We start from the raw sequence: 21988 nt of genomic DNA, 5'->3' as shown, positions 1-21988 counted from the left end.
TTAATCACCGTATATTAGTTTACAATGTTTTTCCGAAAATAATAACCTAACAACTTCTGGATCAAAGTATTCAACGTAGAAGTCGTACTCTGGATTTTGGTGGATAATGTCGAATATGTTTCCACTCAATTTTTTTTGATAACCTCTGGGAATATAATAAAATTGCTTTAAACCAACAAACGTTTCTTTCTTAAAAAATAGTTTAATTTCGTATTTTTCCACTTGATTTTCAAATTTACTAAAAAATATCTTTGATTTTTCAAACAAGTTGTTGTTGTAATAGAAGAAACCAAAAAATAGATTATATTCTGGGGTTTTTTCGAACCTTTTTAGGTTATTGAGATTTATTTCACGGCCATTTAATAGTGCCCAGGCGGTATTTGCAAAAACTGATTTTATACAGTATGGTCTGTTTGGTGGTATCTTTCCTTCAATTAAACTGTAGTTTGTGTTTAGACAAAAACTTTTGGTGTTTTCTGATTCAAAGTTTTTCTTTTTGATGAAAAATAGAGTGAGAGACGGAAAAACTTTTGTTTTAATTATGTTTTTTAAGGTATTTGTATCTATTTGGTTCCCCATATAGGCATCGAGGATAATTTTAAAAAAGCTATCTATATTTGAGAGTTGAGATAATATTTTTGAAAAGTTTTTGGATAATCCATTTGCAATGTAATACTCCAAAAGTAATAGATAAGGGTATATGGAATGCGTATTGTTTTTGATAAATTCGACGATTTCGTTTGATATGTTTTGCTTTTTATAGAGTTTTGTAAGTAGCAAGTTGTATTTTGAAATTACCGTATTTTGGTTTAAAAACTTGCTAGCTTCATCGAAATTTCCCTCTAAAATGTTTATTAATGCAAGAAATATTTTGTCGGTGATGGAAAATTTTCTTAAAGTGTTGATTATTTCTTCAATACTTGCATCATAATCTTGCTTATTGATATCGAAAATAGTGTAGCTATCTTCTTTTGAAATGTTTGCTTTTTTTATAAGTTTTTCTTTTAATTTTTTTATATCTTTGCCGCTTTTAGGATTATTTTTAATCTTTTCTTTTTTCTTTTTCCCAGTTTTTACTAATTCCTTTTCCAATTTTTTTTTGAGTTCTAAAATATTTTTTAGTTTATCTTCTTTTTCCATTTTGACACCCCTTAAAGTAATTTATTTTTTTTAAAACTGTAAAATCCATTTCCAACAATTATATGGTCAAGCAACTTTATACCTATTATTTCCCCTGCTTCCTTAATTTTAAAAGTTAAATCTTTGTCATTTTTACTTGGCTTTACATCTCCAGATGGGTGGTTGTGTACTAGAATGATGTATGCTGCGGAGTTTTTAATAGCTTCTCTATAAATTTCCCTGGGATGTGCAAGACTTGTGTCTATAAGTCCGATTGTTATATCTTTTGAAGTAATTTCTGAAAGTTTAGAGTTGAGCATTATTACCCTTACCACTTCTTGATCGTATTGTTTCATATCTTTGCAATATTCGTATACTAATTCAGGTGAATTTAATGTTTTTCCTTTTCTTTCTTCATTTAAAAGTCTTTTTGAGAGTTCGATTGCTGCAAATATTGTAGCAGCTTTTGCCTTGCCAAGTCCTTTTACATTACATAAATCTTCTATACTTGCTTTGCTTAATTTTAGAAGACTGTTGTCAAAATATTCGAGTAATTTTTTTGAGAGTTCAAATACGTTTTTATCTTTTGTTCCAGTTCTAATTAGAATGGATATTAGTTCATAATTAGAAAGTTTTTCCGCGCCATCCACCAGAAGTTTTTCCCGTGGAAGCATTTATTATCCCCCTATCCCACAAGATATCCCAGACTTTTGAAATTGGAAATCCCATAACGTTGTAAAAATCCCCCTCTATTTTTTCTACAAGTATAGCACCAAGCTCTTGGATACCATATGCACCTGCTTTATCAAATGGCTTTGACGTATTTATATAGTATTTTATCAATTCATCAGTTAAAGGTTTAAATTTCACATTTGTTTTTTCACAAAATGTGATTGTTTCATTTTCTGTTAGAATGGTTACTCCAGTGTATACTGTATGCCAATTTGCTGAAAGGGTTTTAAGCATATTGTATGCTTCATCGTAATCTTTAGGTTTTCCAAAAATTTTGCCATTAAAGTAGACAATTGTATCTGCTGCAATTATTATACCTTTTTCTTTAATACTTTTTGCTTTAGTGAGTGAAAGTTTTTTTACCAATTCTTCTGGATTTTTTTCATTTATGTTTTCGTTTATATTTGGTGGTATCACTTTGAACGTGATATTTAGCATTTTGAATATGTCTATTCTTCTAGGAGATGTTGTTGCCAAAATTAGATTCATTAAATATCTCCTCCATTTTTTGTGCAAGGATGGCATTAATTATTGCAGAAATAATGCCAAGTCCAATCATTAGTGGTAAAAAAGAAAATATAGAGTTACTCCTTATGATTATACTTCCAACTAAGACTTGTGTAAAGTTATTTGCAATCATACCTATAACGCTTATTCCAATGTATCCAAAAAAATTTAATTTTGAAAATAACCATTGAAAGGTCACAGCTGCGATTATACCAAAAAAGCCCATAAAGAAAGGAGGGGTAAATATTGTTCCGGTAAATATACTTCCAATTAATGTTTTTAAAGTGCCTACTAACACTCCACCTTTAAAGCCAATGTTTAATACGGTGTATAATATTACAAAATTGGAAAACCCCCATTTTCCAGCAGGTACAGGATATGGAATGTATTTTTCTATAACAAACATTACGGAAGATATTGACACCAAAAGGGCGTATATTACCAGGTTTGTAATTCTTGTTCTTTCGATTCTACGACTATCTTGTTTGGAACACAAATTATTTTTCCTCCTTTGTCTATTTTACCAGTTTTTTCGCAAATCTTTAAAGGACAAGTTGAATCTGTTATCCAAGCTTTTTCGCCGTCAAAGTGTACAATTGAAAGGACTTTTCCATTGTTATCTTTTATTTTGTATGCTCCGGGTTTTGTTAGTTTTAAATAGAGTTCCCCGTTAACTTTTACCACGAAAATGGAATTTTTACTAACTTTTGGAAAAAATATTACGGAAAAAAGGGCTATTATAAGGATTAAAACAATGTCTGCACGTTTAAAAAACTTCATACATAGTCACCTTTCCGTTGATTATAATACCTCTTAGAAAGTTTTGATCAAACATATAGGGAATATCCAAAAATTCATTTGTGTTCCAAAGGGCAATATCACATTGAAATCCCGGCTCTATTTTTCCATTTTCAATTCCAAGCACATGTGCAGCGTTTAAAGTGTAAGCTGTTAAGATTTCTTCTGGTTCCATTTTTAAAAATCTTATGGCAAGATGCATAACAAACGATGGTGAAAAGATTGGACATGAACCAGGATTAAAATCAGAACCTAAAGCAACTGCCGCACCTTTATCAATGATTTTTCTTGCATTTGCAAATGTTTCACCAAGGTAGAAACTTGTGCCTGGCATTAATGTTGCAACTGTATTTGATTTTGAAAGTAAAGCTATTTCTTCTTCATCTATTTTTAATAAATGATCTGCAGAGACTGCATGTAACTTCACCGCAAGTTTTGTTGCACCGACATTTGCTATTTCATCTGCATGGAATCTTAATTTAAATCCCCTTTCTTTGGCAAAATTAAAAAAATCCTCAATATCTTCCGGGAGAAACACACCTTTATCGCAAAATACGTCTATTGTATTTGTGAAACTTTTGATATCATCTAGCCATTCTTTTACATTTTTTATATATTCTGTTTTATCACTATCCTTTGGAATTGCATGTAACCCCAAAAATGTTGGGATCACTTTCACATCCTGTATTTCATTTAATATTGATATCGCTTTTAGCTGTTTTATTTCACTTACTTTTTCAAGACCGTATCCACTTTTCCCTTCAATTGCACATATTCCGTTTTGTTTTAAGAGGTTTAAATATTTAATGTTTTCTTTTACTATTTCATCTACAGTTGCGTTTCTTACCATCTTTACGCTGCTGTGAATTCCCCCACCTTTTTCGAATATTTGAGAGTAGGTTTTCCCACGTGCTCTCATGTAAAATTCATTTGCACGTTTTCCATAGAATGGAATGTGTGTATGTGCATCTACAAAGGCGGGAGTTACAAGTTTTGCATTAATTGTATAATCAGATTTTGATTTGTGCTTTTTTATGTCCAAAATTTTTCCATGATCAATTATCACATCTACGTCAAATGCCTCGAATAATTCTTGCATTTCTTTTCCTTTTTTTGGAGTATTTCCCGTTGGAGTTAAAAGATGATCAGCATGTATCTTGAACATTTAAATCCCCCCTAATATAAATGAGAGAATAGATGCAAATAGACAATATATGGAAAATATCTTAAGATTTTTTGAGATAGTAGCTTTTTTAAGTATAAATAAGCTAAATAAACCGAATATGAAAGCAACTAGCGCAGAGGTTAAATAGATTGTATTAATAGACATGTTTTTTACACCTAGTATACCTGCCCCTAATATTACGGGAATACTTATTAGAAAAGAATATTTTAACGCTAATTCTCTTTTTAATCCTATCATTAATGCGCCAAATAGTGTGAATCCACTTCTTGATATTCCTGGGAATATTGCCAACGCCTGAAATAAACCGATTGTTAATGCATCGGTATATGTTATTTCAAAATAATTTTTCTTTCCCTTTAGTTTGTCGGAAATAAAAAGCGCGGCGCTCGTTACTAAAAAGAAGAAAGAGATAATTTTAAGATTTGAAATGGAAGATTCCACTTTGTTTTCAAATAAAAGACCAAAAATTGCTGCAGGTATTGTAGAGACAATAATTTTAAGTACAAGATTTATATAATTTTTTTCAAATTTAAAAAATCCTTTTATTATTTCAAATAATTCTTTCCATACAAAAATTATAATTGCGGCTAATGTTGCAAGATGTAAAAGTGCAAAAATAGATAAATTTGAATCTATGTTTAGAATTTTTGAGAACATACTTAAGTGTCCAGAACTTGAAACGGGTAAAAATTCGGTAAGACCTTGTATGATTCCAAGAATTATCTCCATTTTCTTCCTCCTTAATGTGTTATTCTCCCTGCGTATGGCCTATATGTATATATTTTTAATTCTTTTACGTTTAAATTGTTTAAATATTCTTTAGCAGAATCGATATCTGGAAAAGCGCCTAAACAAAGTGAATAGAAGATTTTATTATTCCTTTTAAATTTTATTGCAAATGATGAAAAGCCATTTGATCTTAGATTTAGAATATCTCTAAAAATAGGTTCTGCATTTTCACCTGTTTTTAAGAATATTGTGTATACACTTTTTCCGGCAAGAAGACCTGGGAGCCTTATCTTTGATGGTACTACTAAAAAGTATGTATCCTCTGATAACTTGTTGATTAAAAAATTTTTACTTAACTTTACTATTTTAAGGGCATTTTGTGAGTCTACCACAAAGGTGGAAACATCTGTGCTGTATTCTAAGATATCAAGTGAATGTACTAACAATTTATCATAATTAAATGTTTCAAATTTGATCATAGTAGTTGTGGAATCTAATGAAAAATCTGGGAGCTTTTCACTCCCAGTTACATTTCTGAATTCAAGTTTTTTTGGAATGTATACAACATCTACGTTTACAGAAGATTTTTTGATGTACAGATAAATAGTTGATATTAGAAGTAGTAATGTTATTAAAGATAAAATAAGTATAAGAGTGCTTAGTATTTTTAATTCCAAGGGTGTAAAAGAACGCAGCTTAAATTCCCTCCTCTACGTATTTCAAAATCAACTCAATAGTGGCTTCTACATCCTTTTTGTGTACCATTTCGTTTGGTGTGTGAATATACCTTGTGGCAATAGAAATAGTTGCACTTGGAATACCTGCTTTTGTGTTTTGATATCCACGTGCATCTGTTCCACCGTAAATTAAAACTTCCATTTGATATGGTATATTGTATTTTTCTGCAAGATCTCTTAATACGTTTACCATTTCTTTATCACTAATTGAATATCCGTCCTTTACCTTTATACATGCTCCACTTCCCAATTTCATTGATACTCTTTTATTTGCTTTTGGAGTATCACCTGCGGCGGTAACATCAATTGCTATAGCCACATCTGGATCAATATCATAGCCCGCAACTCTTGCGCCTATTATTCCAACTTCTTCTTGCACTGCAAATACTCCATATACCGAATTTTTTGTATTTTTAAGTTTTTTAAACACTTCTATTATTACTGCGCAACCAATTCTATCATCCATTGATTTTGAGATGAAATAATCGCCGTTTTCAATGAAGTATCCATCAAAGGTTCCAAAAGTTCCTATAGGACAAATTTTTTCTGCTTCTTCCTTTGACTTTGCCCCTATATCTACGTATATTTTGTCAAAGGACATATTTTTTATGTTTTCCGCTAAAATTTGACCTGTTTCTCCTTCAACATCAACTATACCTACAACATTACCAAATCTAACTTTTGAACGAAAGATCGTATAAGGTGATACACCACCCACCATGTCAATTTTTAAAAATCCGTTATCATCTATGTTTGTTACTACTACCCCAATCTCGTCCATATGTGCATCTAAAAGTATTTTTTTGCCAGATGAACCGTTTTTCCAGACAATTAAATTTCCCAATTTATCTACTTTATAACCGTCGATGTAACCTTCTAGCTCAGAGAGGATTACTTTTCTAATTTTCTCTTCTCGACCGCTTGGACTATGTGTTTCGGTAAGTTTTTTTATTAATTCTTTCATACATGAAAACCTCCTTTTAATTTTATCAATTTTATTATACACTACTAATGTGGAATTTAGCAAATAAAAAGAAGGTGAAAATGTGTTATCGATAGAGAGTTTTATCGAGAAGATAAACGATTATAGTGTTATCACGGAAAATGATAAGATTTTGGTTGCTGTTTCAGGTGGTGTGGATTCTATGACTTTGTTATACATATTAAATGAGATAAAAGAAAAAATAGGAATAGAAATTTTTTGTGCAACGATTGATCATGGTATAAGGAAGGAATCTAAAAATGAGGTAATTTTTGTGAAAAAATTTTGTGAGAGGTTAAATATTCCATGTTTTACATCAAGCGTTGATGCATTAGGTTATGCAAAAGAGAATAAATTGACACTTGAAGAAGCTGCAAGAAAGTTAAGATATAGCATTTTGAGAAACTTTAAGAAAAAATTAGGAGTAAAAAAGATTGCAGTTGCACATAATTTGAATGATTTAGTTGAAAATGTACTTTTTAGAATTTCACGGGGGACTGGTCCATTTGGAATTTATGGAATGAAACCTGTAAGTGGAGATATAATTAGACCTTTACTTTTTTATACAAGATTTGAAATAGAATCTTTTGCAAAAGAAAATAACATAGATTTTGTGGTAGATAAAACAAATTACGATGTAAAATACACAAGAAATTTTATAAGACATGAGATAGTTCCAAAGTTTAAAAAAATAAATCCGGCATTTGAGGTGGCTGTTTTTAGATTTGTAGAGAATTTATGGGAACTGGAAAAGTTCGTGGATAAAAAAATAAATTTAGAGAGTGTACCACTTTTAAATGGAATACTTTTTAAGATACCAGATGATGATTATGTTTTAATTGAATTTGTAAGACGACAGACATTAAAACACTATGGAGTTGCCCCTGATAAGGAAAAACTTGATAGACTGAAGAAAAATCTTTCCAAAACAACCTTTAAAGTTAGTTTTTGGGGAAATTATGGGGTGGAAATATCGTATGGGTATGGTTTTTTGGGTGATTTTTTAAGTAGAAAATTTCGTTACGAAATAAATGCTCCACAGGAAATTTATGTAGAACCTTTTAATATAAAAATTGGAAAAAATGACAAAGATGGTATAATATTTAATAAGAGTTCTTTTGTTATAAGAAATTGGGAGTTTGGAGATAAGATAAAAGGGGGTAAAAAGTTAAAGGAAATGTTTGTGAGGAAAAAGATCCCATCATTTATTAGGAGAATTATACCCGTTTTTGTGGATAATGAAACGGTGTTTTTTGTTCCAGGTGTTTACGTTGATAAAGAAAGTGTCTCTAAAGAAGGATTATCTGTGAATGTGAAAGGAGGTTTATTATTTTGAATAAAGGAATTGGATCAATAATTGTAGGGCTTTTAATAATTTTAAGTATTTTTTGGATACTTGAGGGGGTGTTTTTCAACAGTAATACCTCAGAAACATCTATGAGGTATAGTGATTTTGTTAAAAGACTAGAATCAGATACCGGTGATATTGCAGAAGTTACGATAAAAGATGATGGAAGTGTAATATTAAGAACTATTTCTGGAAAGAGGTATAACGTTTATGCACCATGGGTTAAATACGATATGGACCTTATTAATAAAATGGTTAATAAGGGAATAATCGTAAATGGTGAAAAAAGTGTAGATAGTTCTTTTTGGGTTAATATTGTAGGAAATTTACTATTTTTCATTTTAATGCTTTTTATGTTTAGCTTTTTAATAAAGGGATTAGGAGGAAAAAATAATCAGGCGTTTACTTTTACCAAAAGTAGAGCCGAAAAGGTGGTTCCAGGTAAGAAAAAGATAACCTTTAAAGATGTTGCAGGTGTGGACGAAGCAGTTGAAGAATTACAGGAAATAGTTGACTTTTTAAAGAATCCTGGAAAATTTAACAAAATAGGTGCAAGGATGCCTAAAGGAGTTTTGCTTGTTGGACCTCCGGGAACTGGAAAAACATTGCTTGCAAGAGCAGTAGCGGGAGAAGCAAATGTGCCTTTCTTTCATATAAGTGGTTCTGATTTTGTGGAGTTATTTGTTGGTGTAGGTGCAGCAAGAGTTAGGGACTTGTTTAACCAAGCAAAATCTAATGCACCGTGTATTGTGTTTATCGATGAAATAGATGCCGTTGGAAGACATAGGGGAGCTGGACTTGGTGGTGGACATGATGAAAGGGAGCAAACGTTAAATCAACTTTTGGTGGAAATGGATGGGTTTGACGTAAAAGAAGGAATAGTCGTGATGGCGGCAACGAATAGACCAGATATATTAGATCCCGCTCTTTTAAGACCGGGAAGATTTGATAAAAAAGTAGTGGTTGACCCACCAGATGTAAAAGGAAGGGAAGAAATTTTAAAAATACATCTTAGGGGTAAACCTATATCTGAAGATGTAGATGTAAGGATTTTGGCAAAAAGGACGACGGGATTTGTTGGGGCGGATTTGGAAAATCTCGTTAATGAAGCAGCACTTCTTGCAGCAAGAGATGGTAGGGTACAAATGACTATGGATGATTTTGAAGAAGCTATTGATAGGGTGATTGCTGGCCCTGCAAGAAAATCGAGATTGATTTCGAATAAGCAAAAGGAAATTGTTGCGTATCATGAGTTAGGGCACGCCATAGTCGGAACAGAATTACCAAATTCTGACCCGGTTCATAAGGTGTCTATAATACCTAGGGGTTATAAAGCGTTGGGATTTACATTGCATCTTCCCGCAGAGGATAAGTACCTTATTAGTAAAAACGAACTAATGGATAATATAACAGCTTTGTTGGGAGGAAGGGCGGCAGAAGAAATAGTTTTTCACGATATAACAAGTGGTGCGGCAAATGATATTGAGAGAGCAACGGAAATAGCAAGAAAAATGGTTTGTGAACTTGGTATGAGTGATAACTTTGGACCACTTGCTTGGGGAAAGACGGAACAAGAAGTATTTTTGGGGAAAGAAATTACAAGGATGAGAAATTACAGTGAAGAAGTTGCAAAATTAATTGATAGTGAAGTGCAAAATATCGTAAACACATGTTATAACAGGGCAAAAGAAATATTAAATAAACATAGAGAAAAATTAGATGAACTTGCTCGAATTTTGTTAGAAAGAGAAGAAATTAGTGGAGAAGAGTTAAGGAAGTTACTTAAGGGGGATGATAGTGTTGTGGAGGAAGATAGAGGGGATAAGTAAAACTATAGAGTTTGTTCCCGATGATTCTTATATTTGGGACGAAGATGATGAAATGAGAAATTATCATTTTGTTTCAACTTCCGGTATTATTAAACAATTTGTAAGAGTGGGATATGAAATTTTATTAGAAGTATTACCAGAAGATTTGATTTCAGTTGTTTTGAGTGTGAAGGTAAAACAAATATTTCCCGTGATGGTTGGTGATAAATTGGTTTTGGGAGTTAGAGTTACGAAAATTGATGGAAATTATATATATTTTTCTGGAATTTTGACGAAAGATAATAAAAAAGTCGCTGAGGCAGAATTTGTTAGGGTTGTAGTTTCAAGAAATTATCTTAGGAGGAAAGCAGTTGAGGAAGCCACGTAAAAAAGATGATTTTCTAGAATATTCACATGTTAAAAAATTTAGTGATTCTGAAAAAAGATTCAAAGAATTTATGGGCAACCAGGGGGTTGCCTTAGTTTTTCCAAATAATTATACAGTAGCTGCATCATCTCTTTCGTGGAGTTGGGTGCAACAACTATTTTGGGAAAGTGGTATATACCCAGAGCGTTATTTCTATGAAAAGTGGTTTAGAAAATTTTATTCCGTTGAATCTTTTAAACCGTTAGATGAAAATAGAATTTTGTTATTTTCTCTGCATTTTGAGCTTGATTTTGAGAATATTTTGGATATTTTAAAAAAACTTGGAATACCATTGCTTGCCAATGAGAGAGATGAAGATTCACCAGTTATTGTGATTGGTGGAGCAATTACATTTTTTAACGAAGAGTTGATTAAACCCATTGCAGATGTAATAATTGTTGGAGATTTAGAAGATAAGGTTAAAGAAGTTTCAGAGGGAATTCGAATTTTATTAAAAAGTAGGAAAGAAGGATTGGAATATTTTAAAAGATTAAAATGGGAAGATAAAGTGACAAACTTTGATATTGGAAAAAAACTCCCTGTTTCTCATTTTGTAACACGATTTTCCGAATTTGGTGAAAAAAAGCTTCTAGAAATTGGTAGGGGATGTATTAGAAGATGCAATTTTTGTGTGATGGGGTATAATAAAAAGCCGGTAAAGTTTGTACATCCAAATGTTATAGAAGAATTTTTAAAAAATGAAACTTATCCAATTGGAATAATTAGTGCTACAATAACAGATTATCCATGGTTGGATGAATTATTGGATATTTTAGAGGGATATAATATAAAGTTTTCCGTTTCATCTATGAGGGCGGATGGTATCTCTGAGAGACTGTTGAGATTGTTAAAAGATAGTGGTCAAAAAAGCTTTACCATTGCACCTGAAGGGGTTTCACAAAGAATTAGAAATTTAATGTTGAAGGATATAGATGAGGATGATTTGTTATTTGCACTTGATATTGGAAGAAAAGTAAGTTTTAACAGTATAAAGATGTATTATATAGTTGGTGTAGGTGAGGAATTATCTGATTTTGTAGAATTAAAGTCTTTTTTAGAGAAAGTAAAAAAAATGGGGTATAAATCAATAACTTTAAGTGTTAATCCTTTGATTCCAAAGAAAAAAACCCCATTTTATGGTAGGGAATTTATTAGTAATGGGGAATATAATAAAATAAGGAAGTGGATGAAGGAGAGTCTAAAAGGAATAAGAATAAACTTTGAAAGTTATAAACTTTCAAAAAAACAATATGAATTTAATGTTATGTCTGAAAAGGAAATTGTTGATCATATAAAAAAAAGATTTTAAATGTTTGTTTTGTACAGTACTAAATATAACTTTTCCGATATCATGTATATTACAAATAAAAACTAAAAATTTAGCACGTGGTGCACTATAGGTGTTTTTTTATAATCTGTAGATAGAAAATAGCTTTGGCAGTATTTCAAAGCAATTTTTTATTTGATTTTTCCTCAGATTTGTTTTATATAATCCTATTTTTTGAAACACTCTTCAAAAGGTATTGACTATTTTACATTTTATGTTAAAATAAATTACGGTGACGCCGGGGTGGCGGAATTGGGAGACGCAGCGGACTTAAAATCCGCTGGGGGTTACACCTCCGTGTCGGTTCGAGTCCGATCCCCGGCACCACTTGAGAATAATAGCAGTGTTGTTATATACGATGCGGGGTGGAGCAGTCTGGAAGCTCGTTGGGCTCATAACCCAAAGGCCGCAGGTTCAAATCCTGCCCCCGCTACCAGAAAAAGGTGGAACCGAAAATGGTTCTACCTTTTTTTATCTAGTCTGGAAGCGTTTTAGGTGTTAGTATCGAGAAGGAATTGTTTTTCATTTGTTGACTGTGAAAACATTCGTAGTAATTTTCTTGAGATTTTTTACAAATTTGTGGAGAAAATTACTATAAAGGCTGAAGATTTTTTGCATAAGATGATGAAAAGATTGTTGTGGTAAAATCTTCAAAATATTACTTTTTAAGAATATTAGAATTTACTAGATATTATTTGGTAGCACATTGGTTGTCAATTCCATCGTTTATAGTAGAATAACAAAACATTTTGTGACAATTTTATGACGGAATTGGAGATTTTTATTAGTGTTATTTGCGGCATAAATGATTTCTCAATCTATTGAGGTTTTTTTATAATGAAAGGTAAGAAAAAGTAGATTAATAACGATAATTTTCATACTATGACTTCTAAATTTATATTTATCACTGTAAGATTTATTGGGATAGCTATAAATTTTTTAATTACGAAGGGGGAGTTGTATGAGATTTCACAGATATCATTTTATTTCAGTATGTTTCTCTATATTGTTTTATTTAATAACTTCATATGTAAACTCAATGGGTTCGAAGTTGGGGTTAGCATATTCTCAGATTGGTATGATAAATTTTTTTGGTGCACTTTCTTACGTGATAACTAGTATTAGTATAGGTCATCTTGGTGATAAGTTTGGTTATAAAAAGATATTGATAGTGGAGTTTTTGCTGTATTTTTTCTTTTTAGTTGTTTCATTAAATTTATCAGGCATATTTTCTTTAATAGTAATAGCTGTTATATCAAACTTATTTTTTGGAAGTTTTTATCCTCAAATTGAGGGACTAATATCAAAAAGCGAATCGTTAGCAAACTTTCCACATTCTAAAACAGTTATGAGATTTAATCTTTCGTGGAGTTTTGGAAATATCATTGGGATGGCTTTGGGACCATTTATGACTGTAAAATATCCACAAATAATATTTGGATATGGTTTATTTCTTTCTACTACTATGAGTATTTTTGTTTGGTATGATTATAAAAGCTTTGGAAATTACATAAGACTTTTGTGTTGCAATTTTAAAATGGAAAAGATAGTGAAAAATATAAAAAAATATAGGTTGGTGTATAGAAGTACGTTGTTTTTTTCAGGACTTTTGTATACGTCAGTTTTGGCTCTTTTTCCAAAATTAATAAGTTCATATGGTACGGCGCTTAGTTTAACAGGATTTTTAATTGCCTTTGCAAATTTGTCAGTTTTTTTGACTTTTTTATTTATGGGGAAATTTAACTTTTGGGTGGGAAAACCAAAGGTTTCTTTTTATTTTTTATTAGTATTGCCGGTAACTTCCCTTCTTATGTTTTTTAAACCATCGCCAATGTTATTTTTGGTAATTTCTTTCTTGAGTGGAATGTGTTACGCTATTCCATATACATTTGCAATATACTATGGGCTTCATTCTGAAGAAGATGATCAGGGAAAGCAAGGAGGATTTCATGAAGCTGTAATTGGTCTTTTGTTTGGTTTTGGTCCATTAATTGGTGGAACTTTTTTGGATTATTTTTCTGGGATAAAGGGGCTTGGAATTTTTGGACTATTGTTGACGATTATAGTATTTTTTATTCAAATAAGGTTTTTAATAAAAAAATAGGGGCTTTTGCCCCTTATTTATTTAATCTTTTATATACTTCATGCGCAAGGAATGAACCTACATGTTCTGCAAATGTATTAGGGCCAAACCCCGCATCGTATCCCAGTTCTTTTGCAAGCTCATGTGTTATTCTTGGCCCGCCAACTACCAATACTAATTTTTCTCTTAAGCCTTCTGCTTCAAGTAATTCCACAAGTTCGGTAAGGTGTTTTATATGTATATTTTTTTGAGTAACGGTTTGTGAGACAAGTAATGCATCTGCGTTAACCTCGATTGCTTTTTTTACAAATTCTTCAACTGGTACTTGACTTCCCATGTTGTATATTTCGAACATTTCGTATCTTTCAAGTCCGTAGTGTCCGGCAAATCCTTTCATGTTTAAAATAGCATCTAGCCCAACTGTGTGTGCGTCAGTTCCTATAGTGGCACCTACTACTACTATTTTTCTGCCTATTTTTTCTTTTATAAATTTATCTATCTCATACATTGTCATTTCCTCAACGTGAACTTTTGGAACATGTATACTTGTATAGTCTATTGTGTGAATGCAATCTCCATAGCCAATGAAAAATGTAAAACCATTTGTTAATTCTTTTGAAAATACTATTTGTGGATTTTCAAGACCCATTTTTTTCATTAGTATTTTTGCCGCTTCTGTAGCTTCATCTCCAAATGGTACAGGTAGTGTAAAACTTACTTGTAATTTCCCATCATTCATGGTGTCACCATAGGGTTTAACCGCTTTAAGGTTTAGTGTTTTATCTATATTCTTTTTTTCAAGATTGTATCCACTCATTCTTGACACCTTCTTTCTAACATTTTATCAAAAAATGGGTTTATATAATTTTTGCCTTTCATAAATACTCCGTCAAGTCCTTTTCCACCATTTATTGGTCTTTTTATATTTGCAAAGACTCCTAAACTTAAAGCTTTAAAAAGCCCGATTTCTGATATTTTTTCGAGGAGTTCTATAGCTTCATTTAAAACTTGTTTGGCTCTATTTTGTATTAAACCATTTTCTTTAAAGTATATTTCATCTCCTATGTTTTTCATGTTATTAAATATGTATTTTGCCGTTTCAATTGCGAGGTATCTATCTGACATAAATGGAGTATGGATAGCTTCAGTTAACATGCCTAGAAGTTGGATTCCTTGTTTAGTCCAAATTGAAATTACGTTGAACATTGCATCTTGAACTAGTCCTTTGAATATATTTCCTGTCATATATTTTGTTGGAGGCATGTATTTTAAAGGAGCTTTTGGAAATATTTCTCTTGCCATTTGAGCTTGTGCAAGCTCGTATAAAAAGCCATTTTCAAGATCAGGATTCATTTCAAATGCGTGGCCTAAACCCATTTGTTCTTCGGGAAGATTTGCTATTAATGCAAGTTGTTCGTTTATAAATTGTGAGGCAAGAACGGTATGTGCTTCTTGATATGCATCGGCCGTTGTAAGATAATTGTCCTCACCTGTGTTTATTATTATCCCAGCAAATCCATTTATTACTCTTGAAAAATGCTGATCAATTATAGTTCTTTGCATATTAATATCCCGAAATAGAATGCCGTAAAGGGCATCGTTTAACATCATATCTAATCTTTCAATAGCTCCCATTGCGGCTATTTCTGGCATACAAAGGCCTGATGCATAATTTACTTGTCTGATATATCTTCCGACTTCGCGGGAAACCTCATCTAGTGCTTTCCTCATTATTTTAAAGTTTTCCTGAGTAGCATAAGTTCCCCCAAAACCTTCTGTAGTTGGGCCATATGGTACATAGTCAAGTAAACTTTGTGCAGTAGAACGAATTACCGCAATTATATCTGCACCTTGTCGTGCGGCAGCCTGTGCCTGAACGACATCTTCGTATATATTTCCCGTGGCAACTATTACATAAAGATATGGTTGCTTTCCATCACCAATTTCATTTATCATTTTTTCTCGTATGTTTTTATTTTCTTTTATGCGGTTTATTGTACTTTCAACTAATGGATTTAGAATATCCAATACATTTTCTATGGAATGTGTTTTTACTTTGCTTAAATCCAATTCTTTTTTAGCTATTTTTTCTGCTATTTCTTGTGGGGAGAGTTCTGTTTCTATCATTGCGTTTCCAATAAAATATGCTGCACCTTGTTCTAAAATTCCTTTTTCTTTTAAGTGATCAACAACGACATTTGGAAGAGGAACTTTTTCATTATTTGTTCCATCTATACCTAAAAATCTGCATATTGTTCTTTCGATAGAAGTTGTGGAGCGAGGTTCTACGAATTCTTTTATATCTTTGGCTATTTTTTGGGCAAGTTTTTTTGCGTAGTCTACTTTTTTGAAATCAAGTCCTAGTTTACTCTCCATTTTCCAATACCTCCTCTATTTTTTCCACTATATTGTTGTCTATATCTAGTAATTTTAATATTTTTATTGCTTCTTTTGGAGAATTTTTTTGCGTTATTTCTTCAAGTGAATAGTCAAAATAATCTTGTAATTCTTTGTTTTTGTCTATTTTTTCTATATCTTTTAATCCCTTAACTCTTAAATGACGCATATTTGAAGATAGTACATTGTCAAAATGTGTAGTTATTGCGCATACTATATTTGGTTTGTTAAATAACTTTGCAATTGCTTTAACTATAGCTTTTCCTTCTAATGGGTTTGTCGTACGTGCAGGTTCATCAAGTAAAATCAAAAATTTTTTGTTACTTTTGATTTGTTTAAATATGTTATTTAAAATTTTCATTTCAGCGGCAAATGAAGAAAGTCCAAGTTTTTCATCTTGAAAATCTCCTGAAATAAAGAAGATATCATCAAAAATTGGCAAAAAGGCGTTTTCCGCTGGAATATAAAATCCTTTTTGAAATAGAATTTGAGAAAGTGCTATTGTTTTTAAAAGAATAGTTTTTCCACCCATATTTGCACCGGTTATAATTTGTGTGCCGTTTTTTAAGGTTATATCTACTTTTTGAAAATGTTTTCCGGTATTTTCGAGTATTTCTTTTACTTCAGGGTTAAAAAGTTTAGAAAGCTTTATAGTAAGTTGCTCCGATATATTGGGTTTTTTTAGATCCAGTTTTTTGGAAAGTTCCATTTTTGATATGGAAAGATCCAAAAATCCAATAGTTTCATAGTTTTTTAAAAAATTATGTGAATGTCTGGATAATCTTTCGGAAAGATTTTTGCATATTTTTTCCTCTATTTCTTTTTCTTTTATAGATAGCTTGAGTAATTTTTCCTCATCTTTTATTTTAGCTTTTTCTTTTCTTATATTTTCAAGTTCTTTGTCATAGCTACTGTATATGTAAAAGGTTGGAAGATTTTGGTTTTCTGGATCTAGAATTTGGAAAGGTTTATGTAATTTTTCAAGCTTAAAGCAATCCAGAAGATTTAAATCTTTGAGAATTTCAAATAATTCGTTTGAAAAGTATGAGAATTGTTTTAATTGAAACAGTTCAATTTCATCAAGTGTTGTTCCAGTTGTTAATTTATTTATAGTTTTAAGTATATCCTGAAAGTGTGAGAGAATGTTTTTGATTTTATCAATTGGTATATCAAACAATTTTTCCATAGCTTTTAGATGTAATTGTATTGTATCTTTATCCGATAAAAGATTTAGATTTTCAAGGTATCTTTTGCCAATTTGCGAGGAAAAGTCCAAATTTTGTTTGATGTAATCAAAGCCTATATCCATTCACCTTCAACCTTTCTAACGTTTAATATGGGTAATTTTATTTTACTTGATAGTTTTTCGATTAGTAGTTTGTCGTCTATTACAAAGCCATTTGGGGAATATGGGTTTACCGTAACTAAACACAAATTTGGCTTGTGTAGCACCAATATCTTTCCACCTTTTTTTTGATAGAGTTTTAAATAAAAACTATTTACAAATATTTTTGAAAAATCCTTAACTACCAAAGTTGGATAGGTATTATTATTTATCAATTTCCTTAAAAATTTTTCCGTTAATGCCCCGCCTATTAGAATTTCCTTTTGGTCTTTTATTAAACTTAAATCATTGATATTTAAAGATGAACGTGCTATTAGTTTTAAATCTTTTGTAAATATACCTGATTTTATATCCAACTTTTCAGGGTATAAAGGGAGATTTATTTTGTAAAATAAATCCAATGTTTTTTCAACTATTTTTTCTATATCCAAACTTACTGCAGCACCAGTTGAAAGTACTACTGCATCGCTTAATGTTGAACTACTTATTCTAGACAAAGCCCCGTCTATTAGTATTTTTTCCACTCCAAATGTTTGAAGTATTGAATTTATTTCTTTGAGCCATTGGATTGTAGTGGGGCCTGATAAAATTATTTTTCCTTTTTCAAGTGCCTTTGCAATTATTACTCTTCCCGTTGATGTGCTTCTGTCTGAAACATATAGTATTTCTGAAAGAAAATTTTTCCTTTTGTAAAAATTTTCTGTAGTTACAAATAAGATCCCATTGTCGACTAATATGTTTGGTTTTTTTGTGAAAGTTACTTGATCTGTATCTTCACCATCAATCCCAATTGATGTGACTCCCAATACGAAATCTTTCTGCAAATGCTTTAGCAGAAAATTAAACGTTTCTGTTTTTCCTGTGTTTTTTTCCAATCCTACAATTGCTATTGTTTTGAATTTTTTAAACAAATTTATCAAAGGAATTTTAACGAAAGTAGAGCATCTCCTTCCACACATAATTCGTCTTTTTCGTTAAAAATTAACGTGGAAACTTTTATCCTCTTTTTTTCATCATGCTTTTCCAATACTTTTATTTTTATTTTTATGTTTTTTCCTACGTATACAGGCCTTAAAAATTTTGCGTTTTGTGACATGTATATTGTTCCAGGACCTGGAAACTCCATTCCCAAAACATATGAAATATAACCAAGGAGAAGAATGCCATGGGCAATTCTTCCTCCAAAAATAGATTTTTTGGCATATTCTTCATCAATATGTACAGGATTTTTGTCTCCCGTAATTTCTGCAAATTGAAATACATGTTTTTCTTCTACCTTTATAACCTTTTCATATGTTTGGCCGACGCTTAATTCTTCATATTTCATCTTTTTTCTCCCCTTTTTTCTTTCCAGTTTTTGATTCTTTCATGTCTTTCAAGGTGTGTGGGTTCGATGGATATTTTTTTGCTTTCATAAAGAGAGGCAATGCCTGTAAACTCATATTTTCTTCTGTATTCACTATCGTCTACATCTGATTTTGTTTCTTCTGGTTCGTGATATGCAACGATAACACCTTCATAATTACGTAAAATTGCGGTGTTATTTGAATAAGAGATTAGATATTGAGGCATTAGCCTAATTTTCCCACCACCTGCTGGTGCATCGACAACGTATGTTGGAACACAAAAACCTGAAGTATGTCCAATTAAGCTTTCTATTATTCTCAATCCAGTTCCAATGGATGTTCTAAAGTGAGAAATTCCCTGTGAAAGATCACATTGGTAAATATAGTACGGTCTTACCCTTATTTTTACAAGTTGGTGGACAAGTTCCATCATGATATATGGACTGTCGTTTATTCCACGTAAAAGTACAGATTGATTTCCCAATGGAATACCGGAATCTGCAAGCATTTCACAAGCTTTCGAACTTTCAGGTGTTATTTCTTTTGGATGGTTAAATTGCATATTAATCCATATTGGATGATATTTTTTTAGCATATTGGTGAGTTCTTTTGTAACGATTTGTGGAATGACTACAGGTGCCCTTGTTCCTATTCTAATTATCTCCACATGTTTTATCTTTCTCAATTCTTTTAATATGTATTCAAGCATATCGATTCCAGCAAGTAATGCGTCTCCACCGGAAAGTAATACATCTCTAACTTCAGGAGTTTCCCTTATGTATTCGATAGCTGCATCTATTTCACTTTTTGTTCTAGCTCTATCATGTTGACCTGCAAATCTTCTTCTTGTACAGTGTCTACAATACATAGCACACATATCGGTAATTAAAAACAAAACCCTATCTGGATATCTGTGTGTTAATCCTGGAACTGGAGAATCTTCATCCTCGTGTAGTGGATCAACCATATCCCAAGGTTTTAGTTCAAGTTCTTTTATTGTAGGTACTGCTTGTCTTCTAATGGGGCATTTTGGATTATCAGGATCCATAAGTGAGGCGTAATAAGGTGTTATTGCCATTCTCAAAGTTTTAAGGCTTTGTCTTATTCCCTCTTCTTCTTCCTTGGTAAGGTTGATTACTTTTTTTAAAGTGTCTACGTCTGTTATTCTGTTTCTTATTTGCCATTTCCAATCATTCCATTCTTCTTCTGTTACATCTTTCCAAAGTGGTATATCTTTATAATGTCTCATCCTATCCCCCCATTAACAATATTTTGATTCAAATAGCTTTCTTATTTCATTAGATTCTCTGATAATATTCAAACTTAGTTGTGCGTGACCCTTAGTATATCCATTTCCAATTATCATAGTTACGTCTTTTCCCACACCTTCAGCTCCCAAGGCTGCCCGAGTGAAAGATGTGGCCATACTAAAGAAATAAATTATTCCTTCATCTTTAGTAATTAATATAGAAGACATTTCAGTACCTTCGACGTTAACGTTGTTAATAGTTACATCTGCAAGTTCACTAACTTCTGTGAATTTTTGGTATACTTCCACAGGTTTTGTGGCATCTGCGACTATTACGTGGTGTGCAAGGTTTAAATCAATTATTTTTTGAGCATTTTCCTTAGAATATTCTATTACAATAACTTTACCATTTTTTCCAACATTTTTCATTGCTTGATAGGTGCAGAGTATTCCAGATTTTCCACCACCACCTATTATTGCAACTGTCATTCCAGGTTTTACAAGTTTATTTACTTGCGCTGGTGCACCTGCAACATCTAAAACGGCAAGTGCGAGTTTTTCTGGAATGTCATCTGGAAGTTTTGCGTAAATTCCCGTTTCGAATAATATTGCTTTTCCCTTTATATCCACTTGTTCCGCATCAATTTTTATATCTAAAATTTCGTCAATTTTTAGTGGGGTAAGGGAAAGGGATACAAGGGTTGCAATTTTGTCCCCTACCTTTAGGTCTGTTTTTAAATCTTTTCCTATTTCTTTAACAGTCCCTATTAACATACCACCACTACCAGTTAAGGGATTTTGAAGCTTTCCCTTTTCTTTTACTATTGAGAGAATTGTTTTTTTTATGCATTCGATATTGTTGTTGCACGAATTTTTTATCTGAGTAAAGCTTGCAGAGTCCACGTTTAAAGTCTTTACATCTATTAGTATTTCGTTGGAATAGATTTCCATGTTGTTATCTATTTTTTTTGCAGCTTGTGGTAAAAAACCTTCTGGTTCAATAACCCTGTGCGTTCCATATGGACATCCCTTCTTATTTATCATCTTACTCCTCCTTTTTTATTTCCAAAATTTTTCTTGCCTCATCTGGGGTTGCAATTTCCCTTCCCAACTCCTTTGCAATTCTTACAATTCTTTCCACAAGTTGGGCATTCGATTTTGCAAGCACCCCTTTTTTATAATAGATGTTATCTTCAAATCCCACTCTGACGTGTCCACCCATAAGTATGGCGTGAACTGCCAATGGAAGTTCATATTTTCCTATACCGGCAACACTCCATGTAGAACCTTCTGGAAGTTTTGAAACTAGATAAACGAGATCATCTATCGTTGCTGGTATTGCCCCAGGCACTCCCATAACAAAATCAAAATGGAGGGGTAAATCAAGTATTCCTTTTTTTACTAGATTTAATGCATTTTGAATCATTCCACGTTCGAAAACTTCAATTTCTGGTTTTATATTTCTTTTTTTCATTTCAATAGCAAACTTTTCTATGTATTCCATTGGATTTAAAAAGACATCATTTCCAAAATTGCAAGTTCCTGCACTAAGTGTTGCCATTTCTGGATTTGTTAGTAATGGTTGCATTCTTTCTTCGAAGGTGTGCCACGTTGCTCCACCTGTGGAAGGTTGGAAGATTATGTTGCACTTTTTTTCTATCTTTTCCTTTATTTCTTTGTAGATTTCGTATGATTGTGTAGGTGTTCCATCATTTTTCCGTGCGTGGATATGCGCAATAGATGCACCTGCAAGGTAACATTCGTATACTTCATCTGCAATTTCATCTGGTGTAATGGGAAGATTGGGTTGTTTTTCTTTTGTAACTTCTGCACCTGTTACGGCAACGGTGATAATAAGTTTTTCCATG

22 protein-coding genes and 2 tRNA genes are annotated in these 21988 nt (G+C 31.9%); 7 read left to right on the top strand and 17 right to left on the bottom strand.

The features are described 5' to 3' along the window. Genes XO08_RS02195 through XO08_RS02155 form a run of 9 tightly spaced genes read right to left on the bottom strand, consistent with a single transcriptional unit; the run spans position 1 to position 6772 of the window. Positions 1–1140, bottom strand: coding sequence for a hypothetical protein (locus XO08_RS02195; protein WP_075665429.1), 1140 nt, complete (start codon positions 1138–1140; stop codon positions 1–3). Between the two features lie 11 nt (positions 1141–1151). Then, a complete protein-coding gene (gene radC, locus XO08_RS02190; RefSeq protein ID WP_075665428.1) occupies positions 1152–1793 on the bottom strand; it encodes a DNA repair protein RadC in 642 nt (213 codons plus the stop codon). Then, on the bottom strand, positions 1744–2340 hold the full coding sequence (locus tag XO08_RS02185) for a nucleoside triphosphate pyrophosphatase (RefSeq protein ID WP_075665427.1): 597 nt from the start codon (positions 2338–2340) through the stop codon (positions 1744–1746). Before XO08_RS02185 ends, radC begins: the two co-directional genes overlap by 50 nt. Further along, on the bottom strand, positions 2309–2854 hold the full coding sequence (locus XO08_RS02180; RefSeq protein ID WP_233120221.1) for a Gx transporter family protein: 546 nt from the start codon (positions 2852–2854) through the stop codon (positions 2309–2311). Before XO08_RS02180 ends, XO08_RS02185 begins: the two co-directional genes overlap by 32 nt. Continuing rightward, the gene (locus tag XO08_RS02175) at positions 2797–3138 is read right to left on the bottom strand and encodes a NusG domain II-containing protein (RefSeq protein ID WP_077287156.1); all 342 of its coding nucleotides are present in this window, start codon (positions 3136–3138) and stop codon (positions 2797–2799) included. Before XO08_RS02175 ends, XO08_RS02180 begins: the two co-directional genes overlap by 58 nt. Beyond that, complete coding sequence (gene hutI / locus XO08_RS02170) at positions 3125–4321, bottom strand: imidazolonepropionase (protein WP_075665425.1); 1197 nt, start codon at positions 4319–4321, stop codon at positions 3125–3127. Before hutI ends, XO08_RS02175 begins: the two co-directional genes overlap by 14 nt. After that, the gene (locus XO08_RS02165) at positions 4322–5071 is read right to left on the bottom strand and encodes an undecaprenyl-diphosphate phosphatase (protein ID WP_075665424.1); all 750 of its coding nucleotides are present in this window, start codon (positions 5069–5071) and stop codon (positions 4322–4324) included. An 11-nt stretch (positions 5072–5082) separates the two neighbouring features. Then, entirely contained in the window at positions 5083–5748 is a 666-nt protein-coding gene (locus tag XO08_RS02160) for a hypothetical protein (protein WP_077287154.1), read from the bottom strand. A 19-nt stretch (positions 5749–5767) separates the two neighbouring features. Next, complete coding sequence (locus tag XO08_RS02155; RefSeq protein WP_075665423.1) at positions 5768–6772, bottom strand: M42 family metallopeptidase; 1005 nt, start codon at positions 6770–6772, stop codon at positions 5768–5770. Positions 6773–6854: 82 nt separating this feature from the next. Between XO08_RS02155 and tilS the strand changes: the two genes are divergently transcribed. From tilS to XO08_RS02120, 7 genes are all read left to right on the top strand, one after another. After that, the gene (gene tilS, locus XO08_RS02150; protein ID WP_077287152.1) at positions 6855–8126 is read left to right on the top strand and encodes a tRNA lysidine(34) synthetase TilS; all 1272 of its coding nucleotides are present in this window, start codon (positions 6855–6857) and stop codon (positions 8124–8126) included. Beyond that, positions 8123–9967 (top strand): ATP-dependent zinc metalloprotease FtsH, encoded by a 1845-nt coding sequence (ftsH, locus tag XO08_RS02145; protein WP_075665421.1) that lies wholly within the window; start codon positions 8123–8125, stop codon positions 9965–9967. Before tilS ends, ftsH begins: the two co-directional genes overlap by 4 nt. Next, a complete protein-coding gene (locus tag XO08_RS02140) occupies positions 9936–10334 on the top strand; it encodes a thioesterase family protein (RefSeq protein ID WP_232218207.1) in 399 nt (132 codons plus the stop codon). The genes ftsH and XO08_RS02140 overlap by 32 nt, the downstream gene beginning before the upstream one ends. Next, on the top strand, positions 10318–11682 hold the full coding sequence (locus XO08_RS02135) for a radical SAM protein (RefSeq protein ID WP_075665420.1): 1365 nt from the start codon (positions 10318–10320) through the stop codon (positions 11680–11682). The genes XO08_RS02140 and XO08_RS02135 overlap by 17 nt, the downstream gene beginning before the upstream one ends. Positions 11683–11937: 255 nt before the next feature. Continuing rightward, positions 11938–12027: transfer RNA gene (locus tag XO08_RS02130), tRNA-Leu, on the top strand. Between the two features lie 32 nt (positions 12028–12059). Then, positions 12060–12136 (top strand) — tRNA-Met (locus XO08_RS02125). 525 nt (positions 12137–12661) lie between these two features. After that, positions 12662–13804 (top strand): MFS transporter, encoded by a 1143-nt coding sequence (locus tag XO08_RS02120; RefSeq protein WP_075665419.1) that lies wholly within the window; start codon positions 12662–12664, stop codon positions 13802–13804. Positions 13805–13817: 13 nt separating this feature from the next. On the opposite strand, the gene XO08_RS02115 is transcribed toward XO08_RS02120, so the two are convergent. The 8 genes from XO08_RS02115 to XO08_RS02080 are packed head-to-tail and all read right to left on the bottom strand — an operon-like array spanning position 13818 to position 21987. Then, complete coding sequence (locus tag XO08_RS02115) at positions 13818–14600, bottom strand: OAM dimerization domain-containing protein (RefSeq protein WP_075665418.1); 783 nt, start codon at positions 14598–14600, stop codon at positions 13818–13820. After that, positions 14597–16159, bottom strand: a complete 1563-nt coding sequence (locus tag XO08_RS02110; protein ID WP_075665417.1) for a lysine 5,6-aminomutase subunit alpha — start codon at positions 16157–16159, stop codon at positions 14597–14599. Before XO08_RS02110 ends, XO08_RS02115 begins: the two co-directional genes overlap by 4 nt. Beyond that, positions 16149–17489 (bottom strand): DNA mismatch repair protein MutS, encoded by a 1341-nt coding sequence (locus XO08_RS02105; RefSeq protein ID WP_075665416.1) that lies wholly within the window; start codon positions 17487–17489, stop codon positions 16149–16151. The genes XO08_RS02110 and XO08_RS02105 overlap by 11 nt, the downstream gene beginning before the upstream one ends. Beyond that, positions 17480–18400, bottom strand: a complete 921-nt coding sequence (locus XO08_RS02100) for a hypothetical protein (RefSeq protein ID WP_232218206.1) — start codon at positions 18398–18400, stop codon at positions 17480–17482. Before XO08_RS02100 ends, XO08_RS02105 begins: the two co-directional genes overlap by 10 nt. 41 nt (positions 18401–18441) lie before the next feature. Next, a complete protein-coding gene (locus XO08_RS02095) occupies positions 18442–18852 on the bottom strand; it encodes a MaoC family dehydratase (RefSeq protein ID WP_075665414.1) in 411 nt (136 codons plus the stop codon). Next, on the bottom strand, positions 18849–20120 hold the full coding sequence (gene ablA, locus XO08_RS02090) for a lysine 2,3-aminomutase (RefSeq protein ID WP_077197904.1): 1272 nt from the start codon (positions 20118–20120) through the stop codon (positions 18849–18851). The genes XO08_RS02095 and ablA overlap by 4 nt, the downstream gene beginning before the upstream one ends. A 12-nt stretch (positions 20121–20132) precedes the next feature. Beyond that, positions 20133–21164, bottom strand: a complete 1032-nt coding sequence (locus XO08_RS02085; protein ID WP_075665412.1) for an L-erythro-3,5-diaminohexanoate dehydrogenase — start codon at positions 21162–21164, stop codon at positions 20133–20135. 1 nt (position 21165) lies between these two features. Beyond that, positions 21166–21987, bottom strand: coding sequence for a 3-keto-5-aminohexanoate cleavage protein (locus XO08_RS02080; RefSeq protein ID WP_075665411.1), 822 nt, complete (start codon positions 21985–21987; stop codon positions 21166–21168). Between the last annotated feature and the right edge of the window lies 1 nt (position 21988).

The organism is Thermosipho sp. 1074, assembly GCF_001999655.1.
Lineage (GTDB): Bacteria > Thermotogota > Thermotogae > Thermotogales > Fervidobacteriaceae > Thermosipho > Thermosipho affectus.
This window is presented reverse-complemented; position numbering and strand designations above follow the sequence as displayed.

What these genes read in the sequence shown, in the direction of transcription:
- hutI (WP_075665425.1), bottom strand. Translation starts at nt 4,321, where the DNA reads ATGTTCAAGATACATGCTGATCATCTTTTAACTCCAACGGGAAATACT.
- XO08_RS02080 (WP_075665411.1), bottom strand. Translation starts at nt 21,987, where the DNA reads ATGGAAAAACTTATTATCACCGTTGCCGTAACAGGTGCAGAAGTTACA.
- XO08_RS02095 (WP_075665414.1), bottom strand. Translation starts at nt 18,852, where the DNA reads ATGAAATATGAAGAATTAAGCGTCGGCCAAACATATGAAAAGGTTATA.
- XO08_RS02085 (WP_075665412.1), bottom strand. Translation starts at nt 21,164, where the DNA reads ATGATAAATAAGAAGGGATGTCCATATGGAACGCACAGGGTTATTGAA.
- XO08_RS02185 (WP_075665427.1), bottom strand. Translation starts at nt 2,340, where the DNA reads ATGAATCTAATTTTGGCAACAACATCTCCTAGAAGAATAGACATATTC.
- XO08_RS02110 (WP_075665417.1), bottom strand. Translation starts at nt 16,159, where the DNA reads ATGGAGAGTAAACTAGGACTTGATTTCAAAAAAGTAGACTACGCAAAA.
- XO08_RS02115 (WP_075665418.1), bottom strand. Translation starts at nt 14,600, where the DNA reads ATGAGTGGATACAATCTTGAAAAAAAGAATATAGATAAAACACTAAAC.
- radC (WP_075665428.1), bottom strand. Translation starts at nt 1,793, where the DNA reads ATGCTTCCACGGGAAAAACTTCTGGTGGATGGCGCGGAAAAACTTTCT.
- XO08_RS02165 (WP_075665424.1), bottom strand. Translation starts at nt 5,071, where the DNA reads ATGGAGATAATTCTTGGAATCATACAAGGTCTTACCGAATTTTTACCC.
- XO08_RS02105 (WP_075665416.1), bottom strand. Translation starts at nt 17,489, where the DNA reads ATGGATATAGGCTTTGATTACATCAAACAAAATTTGGACTTTTCCTCG.
- XO08_RS02155 (WP_075665423.1), bottom strand. Translation starts at nt 6,772, where the DNA reads ATGAAAGAATTAATAAAAAAACTTACCGAAACACATAGTCCAAGCGGT.
- XO08_RS02195 (WP_075665429.1), bottom strand. Translation starts at nt 1,140, where the DNA reads ATGGAAAAAGAAGATAAACTAAAAAATATTTTAGAACTCAAAAAAAAA.
- XO08_RS02175 (WP_077287156.1), bottom strand. Translation starts at nt 3,138, where the DNA reads ATGAAGTTTTTTAAACGTGCAGACATTGTTTTAATCCTTATAATAGCC.
- ablA (WP_077197904.1), bottom strand. Translation starts at nt 20,120, where the DNA reads ATGAGACATTATAAAGATATACCACTTTGGAAAGATGTAACAGAAGAA.
- XO08_RS02120 (WP_075665419.1), top strand. Translation starts at nt 12,662, where the DNA reads ATGAGATTTCACAGATATCATTTTATTTCAGTATGTTTCTCTATATTG.